Annotated in this window: 16 protein-coding genes; 5 read left to right on the top strand and 11 right to left on the bottom strand. The window is 72.1% G+C overall.

Translation table 11 applies throughout. The features are described from left to right. The first annotated feature begins 156 nt into the window (after positions 1-156). The gene (locus JT723_RS19510; protein ID WP_205045964.1) at positions 157-834 is read left to right on the top strand and encodes a DUF1963 domain-containing protein; all 678 of its coding nucleotides are present in this window, start codon (positions 157-159) and stop codon (positions 832-834) included. A 121-nt stretch (positions 835-955) separates the two neighbouring features. On the opposite strand, the gene JT723_RS19505 is transcribed toward JT723_RS19510, so the two are convergent. Further along, positions 956-3,550 (bottom strand): glycoside hydrolase family 9 protein, encoded by a 2,595-nt coding sequence (locus tag JT723_RS19505; protein ID WP_372441340.1) that lies wholly within the window; start codon positions 3,548-3,550, stop codon positions 956-958. A gap of 320 nt (positions 3,551-3,870) precedes the next feature. Here JT723_RS19505 and JT723_RS19500 point away from each other — a divergent pair, with 320 nt between their 5' ends. Continuing rightward, positions 3,871-5,265, top strand: a complete 1,395-nt coding sequence (locus JT723_RS19500; protein ID WP_205045963.1) for a GH1 family beta-glucosidase — start codon at positions 3,871-3,873, stop codon at positions 5,263-5,265. Between the two features lie 18 nt (positions 5,266-5,283). Here the strand turns inward: JT723_RS19500 and JT723_RS19495 are convergent, their stop codons facing one another. The 8 genes from JT723_RS19495 to JT723_RS19460 all read right to left on the bottom strand — a co-directional run bounded on the left by JT723_RS19495 (position 5,284) and on the right by JT723_RS19460 (position 12,729). Beyond that, complete coding sequence (locus JT723_RS19495; RefSeq protein WP_205045962.1) at positions 5,284-6,348, bottom strand: LLM class flavin-dependent oxidoreductase; 1,065 nt, start codon at positions 6,346-6,348, stop codon at positions 5,284-5,286. Between the two features lie 79 nt (positions 6,349-6,427). Continuing rightward, the gene (locus tag JT723_RS19490) at positions 6,428-7,543 is read right to left on the bottom strand and encodes an ABC transporter substrate-binding protein (RefSeq protein WP_205045961.1); all 1,116 of its coding nucleotides are present in this window, start codon (positions 7,541-7,543) and stop codon (positions 6,428-6,430) included. Between the two features lie 53 nt (positions 7,544-7,596). Further along, positions 7,597-8,448 (bottom strand): ABC transporter permease, encoded by an 852-nt coding sequence (locus JT723_RS19485; RefSeq protein ID WP_240165857.1) that lies wholly within the window; start codon positions 8,446-8,448, stop codon positions 7,597-7,599. 15 nt (positions 8,449-8,463) lie between these two features. Further along, the gene (locus tag JT723_RS19480; protein WP_251512632.1) at positions 8,464-9,261 is read right to left on the bottom strand and encodes an ABC transporter ATP-binding protein; all 798 of its coding nucleotides are present in this window, start codon (positions 9,259-9,261) and stop codon (positions 8,464-8,466) included. 229 nt (positions 9,262-9,490) lie between these two features. Further along, complete coding sequence (locus tag JT723_RS19475; protein WP_205045959.1) at positions 9,491-9,907, bottom strand: hypothetical protein; 417 nt, start codon at positions 9,905-9,907, stop codon at positions 9,491-9,493. Then, the gene (locus tag JT723_RS19470; RefSeq protein WP_251512630.1) at positions 9,904-10,881 is read right to left on the bottom strand and encodes a metallophosphoesterase family protein; all 978 of its coding nucleotides are present in this window, start codon (positions 10,879-10,881) and stop codon (positions 9,904-9,906) included. Before JT723_RS19470 ends, JT723_RS19475 begins: the two co-directional genes overlap by 4 nt. Next, positions 10,878-11,453: a cupredoxin domain-containing protein gene (locus tag JT723_RS35230; RefSeq protein WP_240165856.1), complete on the bottom strand. Its 576-nt coding sequence runs from the start codon at positions 11,451-11,453 to the stop codon at positions 10,878-10,880. Before JT723_RS35230 ends, JT723_RS19470 begins: the two co-directional genes overlap by 4 nt. A gap of 190 nt (positions 11,454-11,643) precedes the next feature. Next, positions 11,644-12,729, bottom strand: a complete 1,086-nt coding sequence (locus tag JT723_RS19460) for a helix-turn-helix domain-containing protein (protein ID WP_205045958.1) — start codon at positions 12,727-12,729, stop codon at positions 11,644-11,646. 99 nt (positions 12,730-12,828) lie between these two features. Between JT723_RS19460 and JT723_RS19455 the strand changes: the two genes are divergently transcribed. Beyond that, the gene (locus JT723_RS19455; RefSeq protein WP_205045957.1) at positions 12,829-14,034 is read left to right on the top strand and encodes an MFS transporter; all 1,206 of its coding nucleotides are present in this window, start codon (positions 12,829-12,831) and stop codon (positions 14,032-14,034) included. Between the two features lie 28 nt (positions 14,035-14,062). On the opposite strand, the gene JT723_RS19450 is transcribed toward JT723_RS19455, so the two are convergent. After that, a complete protein-coding gene (locus JT723_RS19450; RefSeq protein ID WP_205045956.1) occupies positions 14,063-15,535 on the bottom strand; it encodes an MFS transporter in 1,473 nt (490 codons plus the stop codon). A gap of 199 nt (positions 15,536-15,734) precedes the next feature. Next, positions 15,735-18,929, bottom strand: coding sequence for a VCBS repeat-containing protein (locus JT723_RS19445; protein ID WP_205045955.1), 3,195 nt, complete (start codon positions 18,927-18,929; stop codon positions 15,735-15,737). A 459-nt stretch (positions 18,930-19,388) separates the two neighbouring features. On the opposite strand from JT723_RS19445, the gene JT723_RS19440 reads away from it, so the two are divergent. Then, a complete protein-coding gene (locus JT723_RS19440; protein ID WP_205045954.1) occupies positions 19,389-25,751 on the top strand; it encodes an RHS repeat-associated core domain-containing protein in 6,363 nt (2,120 codons plus the stop codon). Between the two features lie 24 nt (positions 25,752-25,775). Beyond that, positions 25,776-26,246, top strand: coding sequence for a hypothetical protein (locus JT723_RS19435; protein WP_205045953.1), 471 nt, complete (start codon positions 25,776-25,778; stop codon positions 26,244-26,246). Positions 26,247-26,250 lie beyond the last annotated feature (4 nt).

The following is a 26,250-nucleotide window of genomic DNA, read 5'->3' as shown; positions in this document are numbered from 1 at the left end:
AGCGATGCTCCTCCGGCCTTTCCAACGTTGTCAAGACCTTGACATTCCGGTCGGCGGTGCACGTCAGCCCGCACGGGCCGGACAACTGGCCGCAATTGTCCGCGAGTTGCGCGGGCCGCCGGTGCGGCGCCGCGGAGAGTGGTGCAGCATGGGGGCATGGTGCCGACGTCGAGGATCGAGGCGTTCGTCCCCGCGGAGGCGGCGATCACCGCCCCGGTCACCAAGTTCGGGGGCCAGCCGGTGTGGCTCGCCGAGCCGCAGTGGCCGGTCAACGACGCGTGGGGCGAACCGATGCGTTTCATCTGCCAGATCGAGCTGGAGGCGGTGCTCGGCGACGCGGGGCGGGGCAAGCTCGCCTACGTCTTCGTGACGCACGCCGAGCACGGCGACGAGGCCTTCTTCGACCCCGACATCGCCTGTCCCGACGAGGGCGCTAACGCCGTGGTCGTGCAGCCGGGCGGTGTCTACCCCGGCACGACGCTCCCGGCGGCGACCGGTCCCGGCCTCTACCACCGCGCGGACGGCTCCCGCGCCGAGTACGGTGTCCGGCTCCGGCGCGGCGAGGACCCGGCCTTCCTCTCCGGGTACGAGTACGCGGCACTGCCCGACGGCGAACGCGACCGGTACTGGGAGGCGGTCGCCGGCGACAAGATCGGCGGAACTCCCGCCTTCTTCCAGGGCGACGAGTGGCCCGACGGGGGTCCGTGGCGGCTGGCCCTCCAGCTGGACCCGGACTTCCTGCCCTTCCACCTCAACCTCGGCGCCGCGCCGACGGCGTTCGCGTTCGTCTCGCAGGACGCGCGGCACGGGTGCTTCCTGGTCCAGGACTCCTGAGGGCCGGACGCCCGGTCAGCCGGCCGTCTCCCGGCCGCGGACCCGGGACACCGCGATGCGGCCGCAGGCCCCCAACGGGGCGCTCCGGCCGCATCGCCGTCTCAGCGGGCGGGGCGGTGCGTCACGTCACCGTCTCGCACGCCGCGCCGTTCATGGTGAACGTGGTCGGATTGCCGACCTGGCCGGTCGAGGTGCCGTTGAAGCCGAACATCACCGAGGCGCCGGGTGCCACCGAGGCGTTCCAGGCGGCCGGCTTGGCGCTGACGTTCTGCCCGCTCTGGGTGATCTCGGCCTGCCAGCGGTCGGTGATCTTCTGGTTGTCGGCGAACGACCACGCCAGCTCCCAGGGGGAGACCGCCGCAGTGCCGGTGTTCTTCAGCGTCACCTGGGTGGTGAAGCCGCCGCTCCAGCGGTAGGAGGTGTAGGTGACCTGGCAGGCGCCCTTGCTGCCGCCGTCGTCGCCCCCGTTGCTGCCGAGGTCGTCCACGTAGGAGGCTACCCAGGCCAGCGGCGCGTTCCAGTTGATGGCGCTCTCGTTGGTGGAGTACGACTCGATGTCGTCGATGTAGCACATCGCCGGTGCGCAGCCGGTCAGCTTGCTCTGCGCGGTCGGGTCCTCCAGCTGGTTGTCGGGACCGCCGGCCAGGGTGCCCGCGGGCGGGTTGGGCAGGTCGGCGTTCAGCTGGTGCGCCCAGATGCGGCTGTGCTGGTTGTGCGAGTTCCGCTCGCCGAAGCCGGTGACGTAGGACTGGTTCAGCGGGTTGCGGCCCAGGATGTAGTCCAGGGCGTGCACCACCGCGTCCCGGTACTTCGCCTCGCCGGTCAGGTCGCCGGCCACACCCAGCACCACCGCGTTGTTGAGCACCTGGCTGTTGGAGCCCCAGACGTAGTGGTCGCCTGACGGCGCGTAGGGCAGGCCGTACAGCGTGTCCTGGGACTCCTGGGCGTAGCCGTCGGCGGCGTCGGTCACCATCGCGCGCACGGTGGCCAGCTGGTCGCCGGTCAGCTTGTTGGGCACGGTCGCCAGGTCCAGGGCGCCGAGTGCCGCGGTGGAGCCCCAGGAGAACCCGTCGTGCGGGAAGACGGCGTCGCTGTGCCCGTGCAGCGGGGAGGCGAGCACCGCCTGGCGGTAGGTGTCGTCGCCCGTGGTGATGAACAGCTCGGCCGCCGCCCAGTAGAACTCGTCGGTGACGTTGCTGTCGCTGTACGCGCCGCCGCCCGTGGCGTCGTTGGGGTCGGCGTACACGGCCGGGTGCGCCTCGGCCGCGGTCCACGCCTTCTGGGACGCGGTCAGGCAGCGGTCGGCGAACGCCGTGTCGTAGGGCCTGAACAGCCGGGCGCACTGGGCGCCCGCCGCGGCCAGGTTGAGCGTGGCGGCGGTGGACGGCGGGTGCAGCAGGCGCGGCTGGGAGTCCTTGTCCGGCGCCTGCGGCAGCCCGGTCCAGGCCTCGTCGTGCAGCTTGTGGTGCGCCATGCCGGCCAGCGGCTGGCCGTCGGGAACCTGCATCTCCATCAGGAAGTTCAGTTCCCAGCGGGCCTCGTCGAGGATGTCCGGCACGCCGTTGCCGTGCTCGGGCACCTTCAGCCTGCCGTCACCGAGCGCCGCGCCGCCCGCGCCCTGGGCGGTCAGCGTGCGCTCGTAGGCGTTCATCAGCTCCGCGACCGAGATGCCGCCGTTGACCACGTACTTGCCCTGGTCGCCCGCGTCGTACCAGCCGCCCGCGGCGTCCAGCGTGTAGTCGCACACGCCCGGCTGGCAGGGCACGTCGTTGTCACCGGTGTTGGGGGCGACGTTGAGGTGCCCGGCGGGGCGGGCATAGGCGGCGCCGGCTATCGAGCCGTCGATGGCGATGCCGCTGCGCTGGTCGTAGTAGTAGGCCAGCGAGTCGGTGCGCAACGCCGCGTAGACGTCGGCGGCGATGGTGAAGGGCTCGCTGGTCTGGTCGCCGATGGTGACCGTGTAGCCGTCGCCCGCGGTGGTGTAGCTGCTGAAGTCGAACGTCTGGACGTTCTGGCCGGAGGTCGGGTCGGTGCCGCCCGGCTCGGTGGTGCCGGTGGCGACGGCGGTCCCGGCCGCGTCGTTCAGCGTCCAGGTCTGCGGGTCGGTGGCGTCGGTGACGAACGTGCCGTCCTTCGGCCCCGCGGGCAGGTAGCCGACCTGGTTCACCCGGACCGGGGAGCCCGTGTCGGGGGTGTAGACCGGGGGCTCCGCGCCGCCGCGCAGCGAGATGTCGTCCAGGCACAGGGTGAAGGCGTGGGAGCTGCCGCCGACCTGGAAGGCGAGCTGGGCGGCGTCGTTGTCCGCCTTGGCGGTGAAGGTGTGGGAGATCGGCACCGCGGTGTCGGTGAGCTGGTCGTGCTCCGACAGTTCGGTGGTGTACGGGTCGACCGCCATCTGCACGTTGGTGGTGATGGTGACCGGCACCGACGCGGTGGCGGTGTAGCTGAGCGTGTAGCTCTCGCCCGCGATCAGCGGCAGGTCGCTCTGCCCGATGATGGCGTCCCACGGGTTGGCCGTGCCCTCCGGGATGTCGGCGCAGAGCCGGCCGTCCACCACGGTGGCCGGGTTGTTCTCCGTCCACCACCAGGGCGCGGTGCTTCCGTCGGAGAAGTCGCCGTTGACGATCTGCTCGGGCGGGTCGTCGGCGGCGGCCGCGGCTCCTGCCGGGGCGACCAGCGCGGCGCCGACGAGCCCGGCGACGGCCAGGGTGCCCAGGAGGCGACTGCGGAACCGCCGGACCTGTCCGGGGGATCTCGTGGGGTAGGAGCGGTGTGAGTGGGGGATCACAGATGGTCCTTCCGGTGCCGAAGCGACGTGGGAGCGCTCCCACGAATGGTCGGTGCCCGTCGCGGGCGCCGTCAAGACGGCGGACCGGTTCAGGGCGTCGGCCCCCGCCGCGCAGCTCGCGGGGAGCCCGGCATCCCGGACGTACCCGGACGTCGCGTAACCTGGGGCCGGTCGTGTGGATCTTCGTGGCGCCGCGGCGCCGGCTGGCCCCGCCGGCCGCGAGGACCGACCACACGAGGAGCCGCCCCATGACGTCCGCCCCCGCTCCGCGCTTCCCGCGCGGATTCCGGTTCGGCGCCGCCACCGCCGCCTACCAGATCGAAGGCGCCACCGGCGAGGACGGCCGCGGAACCTCCATCTGGGACACCTACGCACACACCCAGGGCGCCACCGCCGACGGCGCCACCGGGGATGTCGCCTGCGACCACTACCACCGCTACCCCGAGGACGTCGCGCTGCTGCGCGACCTGGGCGCCGACACCTACCGCTTCTCCATCGCCTGGCCGCGGATCCTCCCCGCGGGCACCGGGGCGGTCAACCCCGCGGGCCTGGACTTCTACGACCGCCTCGTGGACGAACTGCTGGCCGCCGGCGTCGAACCCGCCCCCACCCTCTACCACTGGGACCTGCCGCAGCCCCTGGAGGACACCGGCGGCTGGCGGGTCCGCGACACCGCCGAGGCCTTCGCCGAGTACGCGGCCGTCGTCGCCGAGCGCCTCGCCGACCGCGCCGGGCGCTGGATGACCCTCAACGAGCCCTTCTGCACCGCCTTCCTGGGGCACGCCATCGGCCGCCACGCCCCCGGCACCCGCGAGGGCCACGGCGCCCTCGCCGTCGTCCACCACCTGCTGGTCGGCCACGGCCTCGCCGTGGACGCCCTGCGCGCGGCCGGCGCCCGCGAGGTCGGCATCGCACTCAACCCCGACCGGCTGCTGCCCGCCACCGGCTCGCCGGAGGACGCCGCGGCCGTGGCCCGGGCCGACGTCATGCACAACCGCTGCTGGTTCGACCCGGTCTTCCTCGGCCGCTACCCGGAAGGCGAGCAGGAGGTGTGGGCCGGCATCAGCGACTTCTCCTTCCGCCGCGACGGCGACCTCGCCATCGCCTCCCGCCCGCTGGACTTCTGCGGCGTCAACTACTACCGGCCCATCACCGTCGCCGACGCCCCCTGGCGGGAGGCCGACCCGGCGCTGCGCACCGCCGACGACATCCGGGTCCGGGAGACCTGGGGCGACGAGGCCGCCCGCCGCACCACCATGGGCTGGCCCGTGGTGCCCTCCTCCTTCCGCGACCTGCTGGTCGACCTCACCCGCCGCTACCCCGGGCTACCGCCGCTGGTCATCACCGAGAACGGCTCCGCGGAGGCCGACACCGTGTCGGCAGACGGCAGCATCCACGACACCGACCGCGTCGACTACCTCCGCGACCATCTCGACGCCCTCGCCCAGGCCGTCGCGGAAGGCGTCGACGTGCGCGCGTACTACGTGTGGTCCCTGCTGGACAACTTCGAGTGGGCCTTCGGCTACGACCGCCGCTTCGGCATCGTCCGCGTCGACTACGACACGCTCCGGCGCACCCCCAAGGACAGCTACCGCTGGTACCGCGACTTCATCGCCGCCGAGCGCGCCGCCCACGGGAGCTGACCGGGCCGCGGGGCGGCGTCAGGACGCGGCCGCCGCGTCGTGGGCGCGCAGCGCGGGCAGCACGGTCTCGCCGAACAGCAGCATGTCCGCGTCGTATTCGGGGAAGATCAGCATGAGCCCGTCCAGGTCGGCCTCGCGCACGATGTACTCGATGTGCTCGGTGACGGTGGCCGCGGAGCCCGCGACGTACGCGGTCTGGAAGGCCGCCTCGCCGGCCGCGCCCTCCGCCCACGCGCGGGCCTGGTTCTCCGACACGCCCCAGGCCGTGCGCATCCCCGTGAGCGCCTCGCGGTCGACTCCCTTGCCCCACGCCTTGACCTTGGCCGCCGCCAGCGCGTCGGTCTCGTCCTGCACGACGGTGAGCATCGAGTAGGTCCTGCAGACCCTGCCGTGCGCCTTCGCACGGGAGTGGACGTCCGCGGACAGCGCCCGCATCTCCTCCAGGCTCTCCGCCGCGAGGAAGGCCCCGTCGGCGTAGCGGGCCTGGAAGCGGCGCGCGTCCTCGGACTTGCCCGCGCTGATCAGGGTCGGCCGGGGCGCCGGATGCGGGCGGGACTGGCAGTCGACCAGGTCGAAGTAGGGCGTGTGCATCGTGACCGACGGCTCGCTCCACAGCCGGCAGACCGCCTCCGTCCACAGCTCCGTCATCCGGTAGCGGTCCTCGTGGCTCAGGTCGGGGTCCCAGTCGCCGAACTGCTGGAACTCGCCGGGGTAGGAGCCGTTGACGATGTTCAGCCCGGCCCGGCCCGCGGAGACGTCCTGCAAGGTGGTCAGCATCTTCGCGGCGACGGCCGGGTTGTGGACGTTGGCGTGCAGGGTGGCCCAGATCCTGATCCGGCTGGTCGCCTCGGCGAGCGCCGCCATCATCGTGACCGACTCCAGGGAGCGCCCCCAGTGGTCGGTGGTCCCGCCGAAGCCGCGCCACTTCGCCATCGACATGACGAAGTCGAGTCCGATGCCCTCCGCGTGCAGGGCCGCGCGCTTGTTCCACGCGTAGCTCGCCTCGGGGTGCGGGGCGGTCGTGGACAGCATCCAGCCGCCGTTCCCGATGGGCAGGAAGATTCCGTACTCTTTCGCGGACACATGCTCTTTTGCGGACACATGTGGGCCTTTCCGTGAGGTTGCGGAGACCGCTCCTGCGGGGCCGCCCGTCCCGGCGGGGCTACGGGGCGGGCCAGACGAGCTTCCCGGCCGCGTAGACGCTGCCGGCGACCGAGGTGTCGAACCACCCCGCTGCCTGCGCCGCGGTCACGCGGGCCGGCACGATGCCGAACTGGTGCAGCATGTCGACGATCCTGGCGACGTTGCCGGGGTCGATGCCGCCGAGCGGCTGCCCGGGCGTCGGGTTGTCCCGCACGACCTGCGTCTCGGTCTTCCAGATGGTCGCGTTCAGCGCCTTGTCGTACGTCGGCCCCGACAGCTTCGCCGCGTAGCCGACGCACTCGGCGATGTGCGCCTCGCTCGCCGTGCAGTAGGCGTAGGCGTGCAGCGACGCGCGCAGGACGTCCTGGAGCGCGGTCGGGTGCGCGGCAGCGAAAGCCGGGTTCACGGCCATCGCGCCGATCGAGCTGGGGATGCCGTAGTCGACGGGCTGCCACACGGTGACGTCCTTGCCTGCCGCTTTCAGCTGGTTGGGCTCGTTGGACACGAAGCCGGTCAGCGCTGCGAGGCCGCCCTGCCTGCGGGGGAGTACGGAGGGGTCGTAGCCCTCCTTGACCAGGGTGAGCGAGTGCCAGTCGACCCCCGCCTTGACCAGCATCGCCTCGACGGCGGCGGGCACGTAGCCCTTGTGGCCGAGCACCTTGCCGTCGAGCTGGGTGAGCCGGGTGATGTCCTTGTTCGTCATCAGGATGTCCAGGCCGGCGTCGGAGTAGGAGGAGTAGCCCTCGATCACGATGCCGTTGGCCCGGGCCTGGATGAGGTCCTGTTCCGCGACGGCGGAGACCGTCGCCTGCCCGCCGGCCAGCAGCTTGGTGTTCTGCGCGGTGTCGCCGGTGCCCGGCTTGAGCGCGACGTCGAGGCACAGGTCGGTGAAGTAGCCGAGCTTCTCAGCGGCGACGTATTCGAGGATCGACACCGAGGACTGGTACTGGTAGCCCGACAGGTACGTGATCTTGCCCGCGGCCTTGTTCTGGGCGCAGCGCTTGGCGGAGATCGCCGAACCCTGCGTGTCCGCCGCGGACTTGCCGCCCGACCCCGAGCCGCATCCGGCGCCTGCGGCGGCCAGGACGACCGCGGCGAGGCAAGACAGGCCTGCCCTGACGAGGCGGTGCTGCATGGTGACTCCCAACTGGCAGGGCGCCGTGTGCGGCGCGGAAAGGGGACCGCGGGTCAGTCCTTGGCGCTGTCGTGCCAGTGCAGGACCCGGCGCTCGACCAGGGTGACCGCGAGCAGCAGGGCCACGCCCATGAGCGCGAGGACCGCGATCGAGGCGTACACGACGGGCAGTTGGTTCATCGAGGAGGCGACGCTGATCGCCGTGCCCAGGCCCCGGGTCGAGCCCGCGGCCGACATCTCGGCCACCACGGCGCCGATGACCGACAGCGGGAAGACGATGCGCAGCGCGGCGAAGACGTAGGGCAGTGCGTAGGGCACGCGCAGGTGCCACAGCACCTCGATGCGGCCGGCGTCGATCGACCGGTAGACGTGCAGCACCTCCTGCGGCACCGACCGCAGACCCGTCGCGGTGTTGATGAGGATCGGGAAGAAGCAGATCAGACCGGTGATGATCAGCTTGGGCGCGGGGCCGAAGCCGAAGGCCACGACCAGGGCGGGTGCGATCGCCACCACAGGGGTGACGTTGAGGACGACGGCGACGGGCATCACCGCCCGGCGTACGAGGAGCAGTTCGCTGGTCAGCACCGCCAGCACGAAGGCGCCGGCGAAGCCCAGTCCGAGCCCTGCCGCCGCCTCGCCCAGGGTGGCCAGGGCGTTGTGCAGGTAGTAGCCGGGATTCCCGGTGAGCGAACTGCCGACGTCCCGCAGCGGCGGCAGCAGGTACGGCAGCCGCCTGGCGCCCCACGACCACAGGGCCGCCAGCACCGCCAGCATCACCGCCGGCGGCAGCCACACCGCCGGGCGCAGCCACGCCAGCGGGGACCGCGGATGGCCGAAACGCATACGTGACGGCCTGGCCGGCCGCACGTCGGACGCCTCCTCGGTGCGTCCCTCGGCTACGGACATGTCCCCGACCCCCACTCAGGCGGCTTCGCTGTGCCAGGCGCGGCGCAGCCGGTCTCTGACCAGGTCCTCGTACGCGTGGAAGCGGCGCTCGCGCATCAGCCCCTCGTCGCGCGGCCGGGGCAGGTCGATGCCGACGGTCTCCACGATGCGGCCGGGGCCGCGGGCCATCACGACCACGGTGTCGGAGAGCCGGACGGCCTCGGTCACCGAGTGCGTGACGAACAGCACCGTCGTGCGCCACTCCTCCCACAGGGCCAGCAGCTGGTCCTGCAGGCTCTCGCGGGTGAGTTCGTCCAGCGCGGAGAAGGGCTCGTCCATCACGAGCACGTCGGGCCGCAGCGCGAAGGCCCGCACGATCGCGACGCGCTGCCGCATGCCGCCGGACAACTCGGCGGGAAGCTTGTGCAGCGACTCGCCGAGCCCGGCCGCGGCCAGGAGTTCCTGCACGGTCCTGGCGGGCGCCGCCGCCTCGCGCGCGGCCAGGCCCGGGATGCGCTCGCGGCGCCTGGCGGCACCGGAGTTGAGCCGCTGTGGCAGGGTGACATTGCGCAGCACGGAAAGCCACGGCAGCAGGGCCGGGCTCTGCGGCACCAGCCCGACCATCTTGGCCGCGCAGGCCTCGGCCGGTGCGACACCGTGCACCAGGACCTCCCCGCGGTCGGGCTGTTCAAGCCCCGCGACGATCCGCAGCAGCGTCGACTTGCCGCACCCGCTGGGTCCGATGAGGCTCACGAACCGCCCCGGCGGCACGGTCAGTTCCACATCGTCCAGCGCGACCGTCGCCGACCGCCCGGCCCCGTAGGCCCGCCGCACCGACCGCACCTCAAGCGCAGCCGCGCCAAGCCCTCCGCCCGTAGCCACCCTGACCTTCTGCCCACCCCCGCCCGCGATTACCCGCGGTCCCCGCCGGGCACCGCTGGGTTACGGCCACATCGCGCACCGCGAAGGGACAGACCGCCCTTCCCCGTGGCGCGCACCGGCACCCGCCCCGCCGCCCCCGGACCGCGGCAGGCAGGTGGCGGGGGCAGGGGGCAGGACGTCGTCATCGCCGCGGTCGGCCCCGCCAGGTCCACAGCGCGCCGGCGAGCAGCAGGGCGAGGGCCGCTGCCTCGACGAGTACGCTGACCAGCGCGTCGGGGTGCGGCTGGAAGCCGCGCTCGGTGAAGCCCCATACGCCCACGGTCCTGGACAGCACGAAGCCGCCGAGCGCCCCCAGGGCGGTGCCCGCGGCCATGAGCTGCAGGACCGGCTCGTCGGCGACGAGCAGCAGCGCCGCCACGGCGAAGGACACCGCGGCCTGGATGAGGAACATCACGCCGATGTGCGGGATGAAGCGGTAGCCGTTCACGTACAGCTTCGCGTGGAGGTACCCGCTCTCGGTGACCGCCGCGACGACGGCGAGCCGGAGCAGCAGCCGGACCAGCGGTGCACGAGCAGGGCGGGGGACGGCACTGGTCATGTGAGCCGCTCCTCCTTGACCGCCAGGGCGTTGTCGCCCTCGCGGTAGCTGACGCTGCGCAGGCCCAGCGCGTCCTTGAGCCGGCCCGCGGGCAGGACCTGCGGCACCGGCTTGGGTGCCTGGCCCGGCTTGGGCAGCGGGTAGGCGGTGGTGGTCGCGGAGTGGAAGGTGATGTTGCCCTCGGTCTTGGTGAACAGCTGGTGCACATGGCCGTTGAGGCAGGTCACCGAGGAGAACCGGCGGAGCATGCTGATCACCTGGAGCGAGTCGTCGGTGGTCCAGCCCCACGCCGGGTACATCGCGAACAGCGGGATGTGGCTGAAGACCACGACCGGGGTGTCGGAGGAGAGCCCGGCGAGGTCCTTGCGCACGAAGTCGATCTGCTCGGTGCCCAGATGGCCGAACGCCTCCAGGCTGAGGGTGTTGACCAGGGCCAGGAAGTGCACGCCGTGGGTGTCGAAGCTGTACCAGCCGTCCCCCGAGGTGTTGGCGCCGAACGCCCGCCGGTAGGCCTTGCCGTGGTCGCCGACGGAGTCGTGCTCGCCGGGCACCACGAACACCCGCTCGGTGCGCACCGTGGAGAGCATCTGCTTGACCTGGTCGAACTGGGCGGGCGTCGACAGGTGCGTCAGGTCGCCGGTGTGCATCACGAAGTCCGGCCGGAAACCGAGGGAGTTGATCCGCCCGACCGCGTTCTCGAAGGACCCGGTGACGTCGGTGTTGGCCGGTCCCTCGAAGCCGATGTGGCTGTCGGAGACCTGCACGAACCGCAGGGCGTGCGGGTCGTCGGCCGCGGCGGCCGCCTTGTCGTGCTCGTGGGCGACATGGCTGATCACCTCGCCGCCCGCCACGGTGAGCACGACGGCGCCGCCGAACCAGCCCGCGTGCCGCATCAGTTGGCGCCGCGACATGCCCTCGGGGCCGGTCTTCCCGCCGGTGTCCGCGGGATTCTGCTCGTCCATGTCCTCGGTCACTGCGTCACCGTCACGGTCGCCGTCATGAACGGGTGGATCGTGCACAGGTACTTGTAGGTGCCGGGCTTGGTGAAGGTGTAGCTGAAGGTGTCGCCGGTGTTCATGGCCTTGGAGTTCAGCGGGCCGCCGGAACCGTCGCTGGTGACCGTGTGGGCGTCGCTGTCCTCGTTGGTCCAGGTCACCTTCGTGCCGACCTTGACGGTCAGCGACGCGGGCGAGAAGGCGAAGCCCTTGATGGCCACCGCCGTGCCCGACACCGGCGCCTGCGCCTTGCCGGTCGGCGCGGCCGAGGAGGGCGCCGTGGACATGTCCATACCCGGCATCGACGCGGTGGCCGAGCCCGAGGCGCCGGGAAGCCCCGGCAGGCTGCTGCCCGGGGACGCCTTGAGGGCGTCGTCGCCGCCGCCCGAGCCGCCGCAGGCGGAGAGCAGCCCGAGCGCCCCGACCAGCGCGGCGGCGACCGCGCCGACCCGCAGCTTGCGGATCAGCGGATCGGCGGTCCGTGCGGACGCCGAGGGTTGCGGGGGCAGTTGGGCACCGGACCGTCCGGCGCCCGAAAAGCGGGATTGCATGATGGAGGGTTCCCCTCGTCTTCAGCCGCCCCTGGGGGGCGGGTTGTCCACCGCCGGCGAGCACGGTGGCCTACACAGGGGAATAGGGCGGCGTGTTACAGGTTGGGGACGCCTAAGGCCCCGGTTCGTACGGCGGAGGCCCCGGTGCGTACGGCGGACGCCCCGGTTCGTACGCCTCGGTCGGCGCCGGTCAGCGCAGGACGGCCGCCAGCAGGTCGGGGCCGAGCGCCGTCAGCTCCGGCACGTTGACGGTGTAGTGGACGTAGCGCCCGTGCCGCCGGGCGGTGAGCAGGCCGGCACGGCGCAGAACCGCGAGGTGGCGGGAGACCTCGGGGGCCGACAGCTCCCAGGCGTGGGCCAGTTCGCCGGTGGTGTGCGGGCCGCGGGCCAGGGTGCGCAGCAGCCGGAGCCGTACCGGGTGGGCGAGTGCCTCAAGGCGGCGGGTGACCGTCTCCAGCGGCACCGGCTCGGACGGCGCCTGTTCCGCCACCGGGTACTGCACCACGGGATGCCATCCGGGCGCGTGGACCGCCACCAGGTGCGGGCGGCCGAAGTCGCTGGGGACGAAGGTGATCCCGGTGCCCTGCGCGGACGTCGCGTTGTCCTGCAGCTTGTCCACCACGATGCTGCCGCCGTCCGCCGCCAGGGCGACCGCGCCGGAGACCGCGGCGAGTGCCGCCCCGATGCCCTGCCGCCTGAGCAGGTCGTTCTTCACCCGCAGGTCGGCGGCCAGGTGTGCCGTGACACCCGCCCAGGCGGCGTCGAAGAAGGCGCCCGCGCACTGTTCGAGGGTGTCGCGCACCCGTGCCCTGACCGCGGCCGGGTCCGCGAGCAGCCGTTCCGCGAAGGCCTCCTGGAGCGCGCCGCGCGCCTGCGCCCGCTCCAGCGCCCTGTCGCGTGCCGCGGTGTCGGCGAGCGGCGACGGCGTACCGAACAGGACCCGGTTGCTGCCGCACGTGGTGATGAGCGCGGCGGTCACATAGGTCTCGTCGTCGATGCGGTCCACGTCGTCCAGCTCGTCCGCCAGGCTCTGCCGGGGCCGGGCGGGCACCAGGAAGTCGGCCCGCGAGGAGCGCCACAGGAACTCCGCCTCCCGCAGCCGCTCCGCCAGCTCGGGCGGCAGCCCGGACCACACGTCGGCGGCCCAGCCGGCCAGCCGCGGGTGGTGCCCGGGCTCCGCCAGGACGTGCAGCATCGCGGTCAGCTCGGCCAGCGGCGAGGCGGCGAACCGCAGCCGCTCCGCCGGCAGCCCGGTGATGTCGATGCGCAGCACCATTCCCCCATCATGGCTGGTCGGGCGGCCGGCGGCGGCGCGGGTTGACGATGTCCGTCAATCCGCGTGCCGCACCAGGCGGCCGAGCGGAGCGTTGGCGGCATGGCAACCACCACCGCGGTACGCCCCCGCGCCCTCGTCCGTGCCTCGGGCGGCCCCCGCTACGCCGTGGCCGTGGCCGTGGACGCGCTCGGCACCGGCATGCTGCGGCCCTTCCTGCTGCTCTACGGGGTCACGGTGCTGGGGCTGTCCGCGCCGGTCGCCGGCACCGCGATGACGGCAGGGGCGGTCGCGGGCCTGGTGTGCATGCCCGGCGTGGGCCGCCGGCTGGACCGGGGCGAGCGCAGCACGGTCGTGGCCGCGTCGATGCTGGTACGGGTGCTGGGCGTGGCGCTGCTGCTGGCCACCCCGGACGGGGACGTCTGGTCCTTCGCGGCGGCGGCGCTCTTCCTCGGCGTCGGCAACCAGGCGCAGCCCGCCGCCCACGCGGCCCTGGTCGCCACCGTCGCCCACGGCAGGGAACGCGACGCGGCACTCGCGGCGGCCCGCGCCGTACGCAACGCCGGCATGGGCGCCGGTGCGCTGCTGGCCACCGTGTGCCTGGCGGGCGGCACCACCGCGCTGCGGGCGCTGGCGCTCGGCACCGTACTCGCCTACCTCGCCGCTGCGGCCCTGGCGTGGTCGGTCCATGTGCACGCCGGTCCTGCCGCCGCCGCGGCCGAGGACGGGCACGGGGGGAGCGCGCCGGGAATGCGCGCGCTGATCGCGGCCAACGTGGTCTACGTCTTCTGCCTCAACGTCCCCGAGGTCGCGCTGCCCCTGGTCCTGGTGACGCAGATGCACGCCTCCCCGATGTGGCCGGCGGCCGTCCTGGTGGCGAACACGGTGCTGGTGATCACCTTGCAGGTCCCGGTCACCGTCGCGCTGTCCCGCTTCTCCCGCAGGTCGGTCCTTGCCGCCGCCGGCGTGGTGCTCACCGCCTCCTACGCCGGCTTCCTCGCGGCCACCTCGCTCGGACCCGGCTGGGGCGCCCCGGCCGTCGCCGCGGTGGCCGTGGTCTGCACGCTCGGCGAGATCGTCTACGCGGGCAGCGCCACCGCGCTGGTCACCGCCCTCGCCCCGGCGCACCTCCTGGGACGCACCCTCGCCCGCTTCCAGCTCTCCACCGGCCTCGGCCTCGCCGCCTCGCCCGCGGCGATCACCGCCCTCGCGCCCCACGGCCCGACCGCCCTGTGGGGCAGCCTCGCAGCGGCGACGCTGCTGTCCGCCTCTGCCGTCGCCCGCAACCCGGAGCCGGCGAGGCCGTAGCGCCGGGCAGGCATCGCCTACACCCGCCCTAGCACGGCTCCTGCGGCCGGTTGTTGCGGGTGATGCGCGCCAGCAGCGGCGGGGAGAACCAGCCGGGCTGTTCGCCGCTCATCCAGGTGTCGACCGAGGGGGCCGGGGGGCGGCGCACCCCGCCGAGTGCGTAGAGGGCGACGGCGACCACGGCGCCCGCCACCGACAGGCCGAAGCAGACCCACAGGGCCGTCCGCGTCCCCTCGTCGGCGCTGCTGCCGACGTGCGCGGCGACGTACAGCAGGATCGGGGCGATCATGAAGGCCGCCACCGCGCGGACCAGCTCGATGATCGCGAACACCCGCTGCACGTTGTTGGAGCGCAGCGAGAAGCCGGCGATGAAGAGCGCGGGCACGACGGAGGCGCCGACGCCCACGCCGACCAGGCCGGAGCCCACCGCGGTGAGCGGGGCGGTGGTCGGGGCGGCGCCGTTCATGACCAGGATGCCGGCGCACAGGAAGACCAGGCCGGCCAGGACGAAGTAGTGCAGTTTGCGGGTGCGGAAGACCATGCTGAAGACGACCGCGGTGACCACCGCACCGCCGAACTCCGGGAGGTAGAGCAGCCCGAGGTTCATCGGCGCCATCCGGTGCGCGAGCGAGGTCTGGGTCAGCGAGATCGCCGACACCGATGCCGCCGCCGCGCACATCGCGGCGACGATGCCGGCCACAGGGAGCGTGCTGACCAGGCTGCGCACGCACAGCAGCGGGTTCTTGGCGGTGTACTCGTGGACGAACAGCAGGATGATCAGCAGCAGCCCGCCGAACAGCGGCCCGCAGGTGGCGGCGTCCAGGAAGCGGTGGGTGAGCAGCCGCGAGGCGCCGAAGAAGGCGGACACGCAGCCGAGGGTGGCCAGGGCCAGCGCGAGGTAGTCGATGGGGGTGCCCGGGTTGGCGGGCGGGGTGTAGCGGAAGGTCAGCACGGACAGCACGAGCGCCGCCACGGCGATGCCCGCGATGATCCAGAACAGCGGCCGCCAGCCGTGCGACGAGGCCTGGGCGCCGCCCACCACGGGGCCGAGCGCGACCGCGCCGAAGATGCACACGTTGAGGATCACGACGGTCTCGCGCAGCCTGGCCGTCGGGTAGTCGATGATCAGCGGCGGCACCGCCGCGATCAGCAGCAGGCTGGTGCACAGCCCCTGCAAGACGTGCCCGACGATGAACATCGCCGGGTCCACCGCCGACGCGGTCAGCACCGAGCCGATCACCAGCAGGGTGCCGTAGATGATCAGCATCCGCCGCTGCGGCAGGTGCTGCGCGAACTGCACCGCCAGGACCGTGCCCACCGCGTACCCTGCGTTGGCCATGCCGGAGGTGATCTCCATCGCCTGCAGGCTCATGCCCAGCTCGTGGGCGATGATCGGGGTGATGGGCCCCAGCGCGGCGGACAGCGCAAGGTAGGGCACCAGGGCGAAGACGACCATCGCGGCAACCGCCGGATAGCGGCCGGCCAGCGGACCTCGGGGCATTCCTGGACGTCTCCTCTTCCGGCCTTGGACACCGCGGTGCGGCGGTGCACGTGTGGTCACCATCGTGATCCGCCGGCCGCCGCCCCCGTCCGAGCCCAGCCGTACGGGTCACCCGTTCGGCGCGCCCGCCGTCCCGCGCCGCGGGCCCGCGGTCCTGTCCCCGGCGCCGGGGCGGCGGGCAGGACCGCGGGAGGCGGGGCTAGAAGATGCCGGTGATGACGCTGCTCCATCCGCCGGTGCCGACCAGGTGCGGTGTGCGGTGCCAGGTCGGACCGCCCGGGTAGAACAGCAGGCAGCCGGTGGGGCAGGTGGTGCTCTGGCTGGTGCCGGCGTCGTCCACGTAGGAGACGGTGGCTGTCGAGCTGGCCGGTGTGGTGGCCCAGAAGTCGCCGTATTCGCTGCCGGGGGTGGGCTGGAACTGCTTGTAGGTGACGGGGGTGCCGTCCTCGTCGACGGTGCCGCTGGTCACCGTGCCCTGGACGTTGCCGGGCGAGGTGAGCAGCGGGCGGTTGGCCGGGTCCCAGCCGGGGTCGCCGTACAGGACGCGGGTGCCGAGGGCGTAGCTGTGGGTGCCGTCGGCGTTGGCGGTGACCCTGCCGGGGTAGAGGAAGAGCTGGCCGGTCGAGGGGCTGCGGGCGACGAGGTCGTCGGCGCCGTCGCCGTTCTGGTCACCGACGGCGAGGTCGGTGTAGCCCTGCCAGCCGCCGCTGCCGATCTCGGTGGGCGTGGTGTCGAACGGTCGGCCCTGGACGGGGCCGCCGCCGGCGGCCTGGGTGCCGCTGTAGAGGAAGAGCTTCGCCTGGGTGCAGGGCCGGGTGCCGTCGGTGCACTCGATGGTGATGAGGTCGTCGCCCGGGTTCTGGTCGATGTTCCCCGGGGCGATCAGCTGGAGGACATTGGCCCAGCTGCCGCCGATGCGGTCGGGCAGCTGCGTCCGGGTGTAGTACATCGGCTGCCCCAGGCCGTCGCCGGGGTAGAGGTAGAGGTTGCCGTCGCCGAGGCGGACGACGAAGTCCTCGTAGCCGTCGGGTGCCGCGGTGGGGCTGGTGAAACCGGCGAAGTCCCCGCGGTGGGCGACCAGTGCGCCGGTCCAGCCCGACGTGCCGACGGTCTTGGCCGCGGCGACCTTGCCGGTGCCGTCTCCCGCGTAGAGGCGGAGCTTGCCGTCGGTGTCGCTCGCGACGAAGTCGGTGTAGCCGTCGCCGGTGAGGTCGCCGGGCAGGTCGGCCGTGGCCAGTCCGGTGTCCGGGGTCCTGCCTGCGGCGTAGACGTGCTCGGGGGTGAGGGTCGGCAGGCTGACGGTGTCGCCGGGACTTCCTGCGGCGCCGTCGTAGGGCGAGTGGTTGCCGGCCAGGTCGTAGGCGATGACGTGCAGGGTGCTCGCCGGCCAGCCGGTGGGGGTGACGGTGACGGTCGCGGTGTGGTTGCTGTCGGCCGCCGCCCAGATGCCGTTGGAGCAGCGGGTGCCGGACACCGACAGCGGGCGGTCCATGAGGTAGCAGAAGCCGGCGAGGTCGCTTGCGGGGTTGCTCAGCTTGAGCTGCCGGGCGGTGCGTGCCGGGGCCTTGTCGGCGGCCGGGTCGGCGCCGTCGGCGGTGGTGACGGTGACCGTGGCGGTGGGGCCCTGGCGGTCGACGGTGAAGGTGCAGTTGAAGATGAAGGTGGCCGGTGTGCCCTCGTCGTCGGTGATGTTGGGGAACCAGTGGTAGGTGCCGCTGGGCAGGGAGCCGGACGGGACGGTGACCGACGCGGTCTGGCCGCTGGAGACCGTGTCGGAGTGCGGGCTGAAGCTCACCTTCGCGCCGGTGGCGTCGCTGGTGACCTGGAAGTCGGTGGTGACTTTGCCGCCGTCCTTGTCGGTGACCTTGGTGGTCAGGGCTATCCCGCTGTTGCCGATGATCCCGCCGCAGCCGACCTTCTTGTTGCCGTCGCCCGCAGGGTTCCAGCTGCCTTCGTACGCCGCCACCGAGTCCAGGGTGGGCGCGTAGTTGTAGGTGACCTCGAGGGCCGGGTTGTTCTTGAAGCGCTTGAAGCTGTTCTGGTTGTACTCGTAGCCGTCCGCGGCCTTGAGCGCCAGCACCAGGGTGCCCCAGCTGTTGGCCGCGGCCTGCTTGACGTAGTTGGTCAGCGCGGTGCTGCGGAAGTCGTGGCCCTGGTCGCCCGGGCAGTAGGTGGGGTTGCCGTGGGCGAAGGAGTCCGAGTCCAGTTTGGCGGCCAGCAGCGAAGTGCTGGTGTTCCAGGTCGGGGTGGTGGTGATGCCGCCGGAGGACCACAGCTCGGTGGCGCCGGCGACCGCCGGGTCGCATCCCCAGGAGTGGGTCTCGGTGACCGAGAAGGTGGCGTCGGTGACGGTGGCGCCTTCCAGGCCGTTGGTGTTCATGGCGAAGAAGGAGCGGGTGGCTCCGGACCCGTTGTAGCCGACGCGGGGTTCGTCGGCCGGGTTGTCGGAGTGCCAGCCCGAGCCGTTGGGGTAGTCCTCCGTGGGATAGGCCGAGTAGACCACCGCCCACTTCTCGACGTGGCCGCCGGTGAAGGGCGGGTCGATGACCAGCGGGAAGCGGGTGGCCTCGGAGAGGGCGGCCGGGTCGGGGGTGAGCGTGAGGGTGCTGCCGGTGACGTCGGCGGCGACCGCGGCGCTCGCAGTGTTCTGCGGGGCGGCCTGCGGGGCTGCGTCGGCCGGGCCACGGGGGGCGGACGCGCGGGCCGCGGGGTCCGCCGGATCCGCCGGGGTCTGCCACATCCTCGGGTGTGCGGCGCTGAAGACGGTGGTGCCGTCGGAGTCCTTGGCGACGAGGTTGTCGCCGGCGTCGTCGTCCAGGGTGACGCCCCGGGTGGAGACGCCCAGCTTGATGCTCCTGACGGCCGGGTCGGCGGCCGCCGCCGGGGTCTTGACGATGAGCTGCTCGGAGAAGCCGTCGACCTCCGCGACGACCCTCAGGTCCACGTCGGGCAGCACCGCGGGGTAGACGGCGGTGCTGCCGTCCAGCACGGGCGCGGGCAGCGGCGTCGGCCACGCCAGGGAGAGCTGCTTGCCGCCCTTGGTCATGGTGGCCAGCGGGCCGCTTCCGCCGCCGGAGAAGGCGATGCCGAAGACCGGGGAGGCCGGGGCGACGGTTCCGTCGCCGCGGTCGACCAGGGTGGGGTCGGTCCTGCGCCAGGTGCCGTCGAGTTTCGACCAGACCGGCGTCGAATACTGACGGCGGGTCAGGGAGCCGTCCGGGTTGGCGAAGACCTCAGCCGACTCCTCCCTGCGCTCCACGACCTCGACCCGGTGCCCGGTGGAAGCGGCCTCGGCGAATGCCTCGGAGTCGTATTCCGCGCTCTGGGACTGCGAAGGTGCGGCTTCTGAAGCCGCCGCGGTGGTGCCGGCCGACAAGGCGGTCGCTCCGGCCACGGGAAGCGCCAGTGCGAGAAGCAGCGCACCGCAGCGGCGTCTTTTCCGGGACGGATTACCTGAACGTGGCATGGAAAGCCCTTCGTGGTAGTGCACAGGTCCGGGGCAGGCTATTCGACGGGCTGTCTTTTCACCTAGGAGTTCATCGAAGCCGGTCTCGCGGTGCCCGTCGAGGTGTGGCAAGTGGAATGCGCAAGTCCGAATCATGCCTGGTGGAGTGGAACCTATGCGGCCTCTTGCGGGAGGGTGGAAGGCGTAATTACGTCATCTCACGGAAAAGGCTTGTGGGCGGTGCAGGTGTCGGGTTGGATCCGCATGACTTTACTCGCGGCTTAGGTTTTCTTGGGGTGGGGCGTGACTTCGAGTCGGCGTTGGTTGGGCCTGTTCCCCTCTCGGGTAGGGCTTCGTGCGCGGTGGGAAAGCCGCCGCGGGTTCACGGCCGCAGTTCTTTCGTCGGCGTTGGGGATTTCCCTGCTCGCCGCACCGGCATGGGCGGCTGCCGCGCCCGGTTTCTCGGTGCGCGCCGCGCAGAAAGCCACCTCCGTCAGCGGCGGCGATCTGCCGGTCCAGGAGAAGCAGTCGGCGCCCGCCGTGCACAACTGGTCCCCGGGCACGGTGCGCTGGCCGTCCGCCGGCCAGGCGGACGTCGGTCTGCCCGGCGCGCGGGGCGGTACAGCGGCATGGCCGCTGTCCGCGGCCGGCGCCCTCCCGGTCCGGCTCGGACGCAGCGCCGGCGCGTCCGGGGCCGCGCAGGACACGGCCGGTTCGGCAGCCCGTGCCCGCGTGTCGGTGGCCGACCGCGCCACGGCCGAGCGGGCCGGCGTCGACGGGATCGTGGTCTCGATCGCGCGGACCGACGGCGCACCCGCCGCGGTTCCCACCCAGGTCCAGGTCGACTACTCGTCCTTCCGCGACGCCTACGGCGCCGACTGGTCCTCGCGGCTGCACCTGGCGGTCCTGCCGGCCTGCGCCCTGACCACCCCGGGCGCCGCCGAGTGCCGCACCGCCACCGCGCTGCCCACCGCCAACGACACCGCGTCCCACACGCTGACCGCGACAGTGAGCCTGCCCGCCGCGCAACAGGCCGGCGCCACCGTGCTGGCCGCCACCGCGGGCGACAGCGGCTCCGACGGCTCCTTCAAGGCCACCTCGCTCGCCCCGGCGGGCTCCTGGTCGGTGGGCGGCAACTCGGGCGGGTTCGCCTGGAGCGTGCCGCTGACCGCCCCGCCGGTGCCCGGAGGGCTCGCGCCCAAGGTGGAGCTGACGTACAACTCCTCCGGCGTCGACGGCCGTACGGCCTCGACCAACAACCAGTCCTCCTGGATCGGTGAGGGCTGGGACTACTCCCAGGGCTTCATCGAGCGCACCTACGCCTCGTGCGAGAACGACAAGCAGGGCGGCAACAACACCGCGAAGGTCGGCGACCTGTGCTGGAAGTCGCAGAACGCGACGCTGTCGCTCAACGGGTCCGCCAGCGCCCTGGTGTGGGACGCGGGCAAGAAGGTGTGGCGGATCGCCACCGACGACGGCTCACGGGTCGAGCAGATCTTCAGCCCCACCCCCAACGCGGCGGCGGGCGCCGGCGATGACGACGACGAGTACTGGCGGGTGACGACCAAGGACGGCACGCAGTACTGGTTCGGCAAGAACCGGCTGCCGGGCTGGAGCGACGGCGACGCCGAGACGAACTCCGTCTTCACCGTCCCGGTCTTCGGCAACCACACCGGGGAGCCGGGCCACGCCTCCGACTTCGCGTCCTCGGCCGCCAACCAGGCCTGGCGCTGGAACCTCGACTACGTGGTCGACCCGCACGGCAACGCCATGGCGATGTACTACACCAAGGAATCCGGCTACTACGCCGAGAACATGAAGGCCGACAAGCCGGTGAAGTACACCCGGGGCGGCTACCTCAACCACATCGACTACGGGCTGCGCGCCGGTGCCGTCTACAGCACGGCCAACCCTGCGGGCCGCGTCACCTTCGGGGTCGCCGAGCGCTGCCTGACCTCGTGCACCACCTTCGACCACGACCATGCGGCCAACTGGCCCGACGTGCCGGTGGACCTGGACTGCACCGCCACCACGACCAGCTGCCTGCAGAGCAGCCCGACGTTCTGGTCCCGCAAGCGGCTGACCGACATCAACACCTTCGCGCTGTCCGGCAGCACGATGACACCGGTCGACACCTGGACCCTGGGCCAGTCCTTCCCGCCGACCGGCGACACATCGAGCCCCACCCTGTGGCTGGACTCCATCCAGCACACCGCCAAGGCCGGGGCGCTGGCCGACATCACGATGCCCAAGACGACCTTCGGCAACGACGGTGTGCCGATGGCCAACCGGGTCAACGCGGCCGAGGGCCGTCCGCCGCTGTACAAGTACCGGCTGACGAAGATCACCAACGAGACCGGCGGGCAGACCCTGGTCACCTACAGCCCGGCCGACTGCACGCCTGCCTCGCTGCCCACCGCGCAGGACACCAACAACCGGCGCTGCTACCCGGTGTGGTGGACACCCGACGGCGCGGTCGACCCGGTCAAGGACTGGTTCCACAAGTACGTCGTCACGCAGGTCGTCGAGGACGACACCACGGCCGGCAGCGGCTCGGCGTCCAAGACCACCACCTACCAGTACAGCGGCGGGCCGAACTGGCGGCGCGACACCGGCGAGTTCACCGTGGACAAGCAGCGCACCTGGAGCGACTTCCGCGGTTACAGCACGGTGCGCACCCTGGTCGGTGCCACCAACCGCACGCAGAGCGAGACCAGTTACTTCACCGGCATGTACGGCGACACCATGGCCGACGGCAGCCCCCGCCCGCAGATGTTCGTCAACGGCGTGCCCGACCGCGAGGACTTCGCCGGCCGCCCGGCCCAGACCCGCACCTACGACAAGGAGAACGGCAAGGTCGTCGCCAGGACCACGTACGTCCCCTGGCAGTCCGACGCCACCGCCACGCAGTCCGTCACCGGCATCACCGACCCGGACAAGCCCACCGTTCCGGGTCCGGCGCTCCCGGCCAGGACGGCGCACTTCTCCGGGACCGCCACCGAGACCGCCGGCACGCTCATGGACGACGGCAGCTGGCGCGACGATGTCGTCAGCCGCACCTACGACCCGGTCTACGGCCTGCTCACCGCGGAGGCCGACGCCGGCGACCCGGCCGTCCCGAACGACAGCCGCTGCACGCACACCAGTTACGTCACCCCCGACACCGCGAACTGGCTGATCTCCTACGCGGCCGAGTCCACCACGCTCAGCGCCGCCAGCTGCGACCACTTCCTCTACGGCGACGACGTCACCGGCGGCACCCGCACGTACTACGGCGGCAAGGCGTTCGGCGAGGCGCCCGACCCGGGCAAGGCGGACAGCGTCAGGGTCGAGCAGGCGGTGGCCCTGGACGGCGGCGCGCACACCCTCACCTGGGACACCGTCTCGCAGTCGGACTACGACTCCTACGGTCGGGCGGTGTCGGCGAGCGGCCAGGACGGGCAGGCCACCACCACCGCCTACTCACCGTCGACCGGCGCCCAGCCCACGTCCGTCACCGTCACCGACCCGGCGCACCACCAGACCGTCACCACCCAGGACGGGTTGCGCGGGCTGCCGCTGACCACGACCGACGCCAACGGGAACACCACGACGCTGCAGTACGACAGCCTCGGCCGCGTCACCAAGGGCTGGAGTCCGGGACGCGCCGCGAGCGCCGACCCCAACGTCACCTACATCTACGCCCTGTCCAACACGGTGCCCACGGCCGTGACGACCAAGCGGCGCTACGAGAACGGCACCTGGGGCACCTCGACCACGTGGTACGACTCGCTGCTGCGCCCGCGCCAGACGCAGGCGGACGCCATCGGGATCACCGGCAGGACCATCACCGACACCTTCTACGACACCCTCGGCCGCGGTTACCGGACGAACAACGCGTACTACAACAGCAGCGCGGTCAGCAGCGTGATGTTCACCGTCCCCGACAACCAGGTGCCCAGCGCCACCGAGACCGAGTACGACGGCCGCGGCCGTCCCACCGCCGTCGTCACGCTGTCGCTGAACGTCGAGAAGTGGCGCACCACCACCACGTACGGCGACACATGGACGGCGACCCTGCCCCTCGCCGGCGACACCCCGACACTGGCGATCGACGACATCCACGGCCGCACCGTCGAGCGGCGCGAGTACAAGGACCGCAACCCCGTCATCGGCGCCGCCCGCAGCCAGTACGAGAGGACCACCTACGCCTACGACAGCGCCGACCGGCTGACCGAGGTCACCGACAACTCCGGCCGCAACACCTGGACGTACACCTTCGACCTGCGCGGACGCCAGACCGCCGCCGGCGACCCCGACGCGGGCGCCTCCAGCACCACCTACGGCACCGACGGCCGGGTGGCCACCACCACCGACGCCCGCGGTATCACCCTGGCCCGCACCTACGACGTCCTGGGCCGCCAGACCAGCCTGCGCACCGGAAGCGCCACCGGCCCCAAGCTCGCCGAGTGGACCTACGACACGGCGCCTCACGGACTCGGACTGACCGCCACGACCACCCGCTACGACACCGGCGTCACACCGGCCGCGGCCTACACCACCAAGGTCACCGGATACGACGCCGCGGGCCGGCCGACCGGCAGCACGCTGACCGTCCCGTCCGTGGCGGGCGAGGAGAAACTCGCCGGCACCTACACGACGGCCACCACCAGCACCCCCGTCAACGGCCTGCCCCTGACGACCGCGTACAGCACCGGCAACACCAACGCCACCACCGCCCTGCCCGCCGAGACCGTGACCGACCACTACGTCGCACAGGACCAGCTGGCCCTCGTCGACGGGACCCTCAACCAGGCCTACCTGCGCGGCGCCAGCTACACCGAGTTCGGCGAACTCGCCCAGGCCCAGCTGGGCAACCTCGGCACCCTCGTCGTCCAGACCCTCACCTACGAGACGATCACCCGCCGGCTGGCCACCAGCGTCGTCGACCGCGAGACCTCAGGACCGCAGACGCTGTCCAACGTCAAGTACACCTACGACACCGCGGGCAACCTCACCCGCGCCCGCGACGACCAGAACGACGGTACCGTCGTGGACGACCAGTGCTACGCCTACGACTGGGCACGGCGCCTCACCGACGCCTGGACCACCGGCGACGGCTGCGCCACGAAGTCCGCCAACGGCACCGGCGCCCCCAACCTCGGCACCACGGACCCGTACTGGACCAACTGGACCTTCACCGACAGCAACGACCGGGCGGCCGAGACCCGGCACAAGGCAGGCCCGGTCACCGCCGACGCCACCAGCACCTACACCTACCCGACCACCGCCGGCGCCGCCCAGCCGCACGCCGTCCGCACCGTCACCACCACCAGCGCGGGCATCACCACCGCCACCGGCTACCAGTACGACGCCGCAGGCCATCTCACCCAGCAGGCACCCTCGGCAGGCCCGGCGCAGGACCTCACCTGGACCCCCGAGGGCAGTCTCGCCACCTCCACCACCGCCGGAGCCGGCACCACCAGCTTCCTCTACGACACGGCAGGCACCCGCCTGGTCAAACGCGAGCCCGCCGCCACCACGCTCTACCTCCCCGGCGGCCAGGAACTCACCCTGACCAAGGCCACCGGCGCGGTCACCGGCACCCGTTACTACAGCGTCCCCGGCGGCACCGCCGTCCGCACCAGCACCGACGGCAAGGTCCGCCTGCTCGTCGCCGACCCGCACGGCACCAACACCCTGTCCATCAGCGCCGCCAACCTCGCCTTCAACCGCCGCAAGACGCTGCCCTACGGCGCCGCCCGCGGCACCGCCCCCGCCGTCTGGCCCGGCCAGAAGGGCTTCGTAGGCGGCGACACCGACCCCACCACCGGCTTCACCCACATCGGCGCCCGCGACTACGACCCCACCACCGGCCGCTTCATCAGCGTCGACCCGCTCCTGACCCTCGACCAGCCCCAGACCATCGGCGGCTACGCCTACAGCGCCGACAACCCCACCACCTACAACGACCCCACGGGGACGTACACGTGCCGCAACGGCCACGAGGGGTGCGACGAGCACGGCAACACCTGCAGCACCGACTGCAGTGCGGAGGCGACCCAGATGGGCGACTGCGTGCACACCGAGTGCTCGCCGAGCACCGTCAACCAGAACCCGGAAGCGACGATCGAGGAGCAGCGCGACGCACGCGACTGCGGCGGCACGTGCGTACCGACCGGCACGACACCCCTGGACCCGATCCTCGGGATCATCCCCGACACGCGGGCGACCCACCAGTACAACGACGCCTTCGACGCCGGTGTGGCCTGGCTGTGGGGCCTTGAGGGCGACGAGTACTACTACGGCGGTGACCTGCTCACCAAGGTGCTGGCGGAGGACGACCCGATCGTCCGGGCGCGGAACCAGCTGATCAAAATCGCCGCCGATGCGTTCGTCGGCCCGCGGAAGGAACAGGTCACCATCGACTACGCGGACACCGGTCCCGACCCGGGCCACCCCTGGTACACCCCCCGCGGAGCGCTCAACAACATCCGCGGTGCGGCCTCGGACCTGCTGGGTGCGACCACCAGGGGACATCTCGGCCACAAGAACTCGGCGAAGTCCTTCCTCGGCAGCTACAAGGGCTACGCCAACATCGTTCCGGGCGGCGACGCGGCCCCCGGGGTCGTGAAGATCCACTTCCACATCGAGAACCCCGCGGACTGGTACTCCTTCACCCATATCGTCCCCCGAAGTTGGGACTCGTGGCTCCGCGGTCCCGGCCATCTGCAGAACATCACGTTCGACTGGACGGAACAGCTGCCGCTGGCATGCGTCAACATCAAGTAGGCCGAGTGGGAGGAGTGTGATCCGGTGAAGCGTGTCCCCCGTGTGCGGGTCGCCTGTGTGCTGGCCGCGTGCGCCGTCCTCCTCGCGGCCTGCTCCGACTCGGGCTCGTCGGCGAGGATCGACGGGGACGGGCTGGCCGGCACCTGGACGTCGGGGAAGGGGGCCGCGCTGACGATCGAGAGGACCCCCCAGTCCTTCTCGGCCACCGGGCTGAAGGTCGACGCGTCCGCCTATCCCGACTGCACGGGCGAACTGGACGACGGGGGCTGGGAGTTCTACGACGAGCACGGGCTGACGTCCCCGGCCGCGGGATCGGGCACGCAGTTGGTGCTGGCCTTCCCCGCGGGCCGGGGGAGGCAGAGCAGCGCATGCTCGGTCGACGTCGACGTCCGCAAGAAGTCGGGGAGGCTCATGCTGTGCATCAGCGACTACGCGGACTCGACGTGCGACTCGGGCATCTACTTCACCAAGGAGGACGGCGCCCCGGGGCGGTGACGGC

The organism is Actinacidiphila bryophytorum, assembly GCF_016916835.1.
Lineage (GTDB): Bacteria > Actinomycetota > Actinomycetes > Streptomycetales > Streptomycetaceae > Actinacidiphila > Actinacidiphila bryophytorum.
The sequence above is the reverse complement of the archived record's forward strand: the minus strand, read 5'-3'. Positions and strand labels throughout refer to the sequence as shown.

Bases quoted from the DNA above. Each gene is read 5' to 3' on its own strand.
- JT723_RS19510 (WP_205045964.1), top strand. From the start codon at position 157: ATGGTGCCGACGTCGAGGATCGAGGCGTTCGTCCCCGCGGAGGCGGCG.
- JT723_RS19500 (WP_205045963.1), top strand. From the start codon at position 3,871: ATGACGTCCGCCCCCGCTCCGCGCTTCCCGCGCGGATTCCGGTTCGGC.
- JT723_RS19490 (WP_205045961.1), bottom strand. From the start codon at position 7,543: ATGCAGCACCGCCTCGTCAGGGCAGGCCTGTCTTGCCTCGCCGCGGTC.
- JT723_RS19485 (WP_240165857.1), bottom strand. From the start codon at position 8,448: ATGTCCGTAGCCGAGGGACGCACCGAGGAGGCGTCCGACGTGCGGCCG.
- JT723_RS19475 (WP_205045959.1), bottom strand. From the start codon at position 9,907: ATGACCAGTGCCGTCCCCCGCCCTGCTCGTGCACCGCTGGTCCGGCTG.
- JT723_RS35230 (WP_240165856.1), bottom strand. From the start codon at position 11,453: ATGCAATCCCGCTTTTCGGGCGCCGGACGGTCCGGTGCCCAACTGCCC.
- JT723_RS19460 (WP_205045958.1), bottom strand. From the start codon at position 12,729: ATGGTGCTGCGCATCGACATCACCGGGCTGCCGGCGGAGCGGCTGCGG.
- JT723_RS19455 (WP_205045957.1), top strand. From the start codon at position 12,829: ATGGCAACCACCACCGCGGTACGCCCCCGCGCCCTCGTCCGTGCCTCG.
- JT723_RS19450 (WP_205045956.1), bottom strand. From the start codon at position 15,535: ATGCCCCGAGGTCCGCTGGCCGGCCGCTATCCGGCGGTTGCCGCGATG.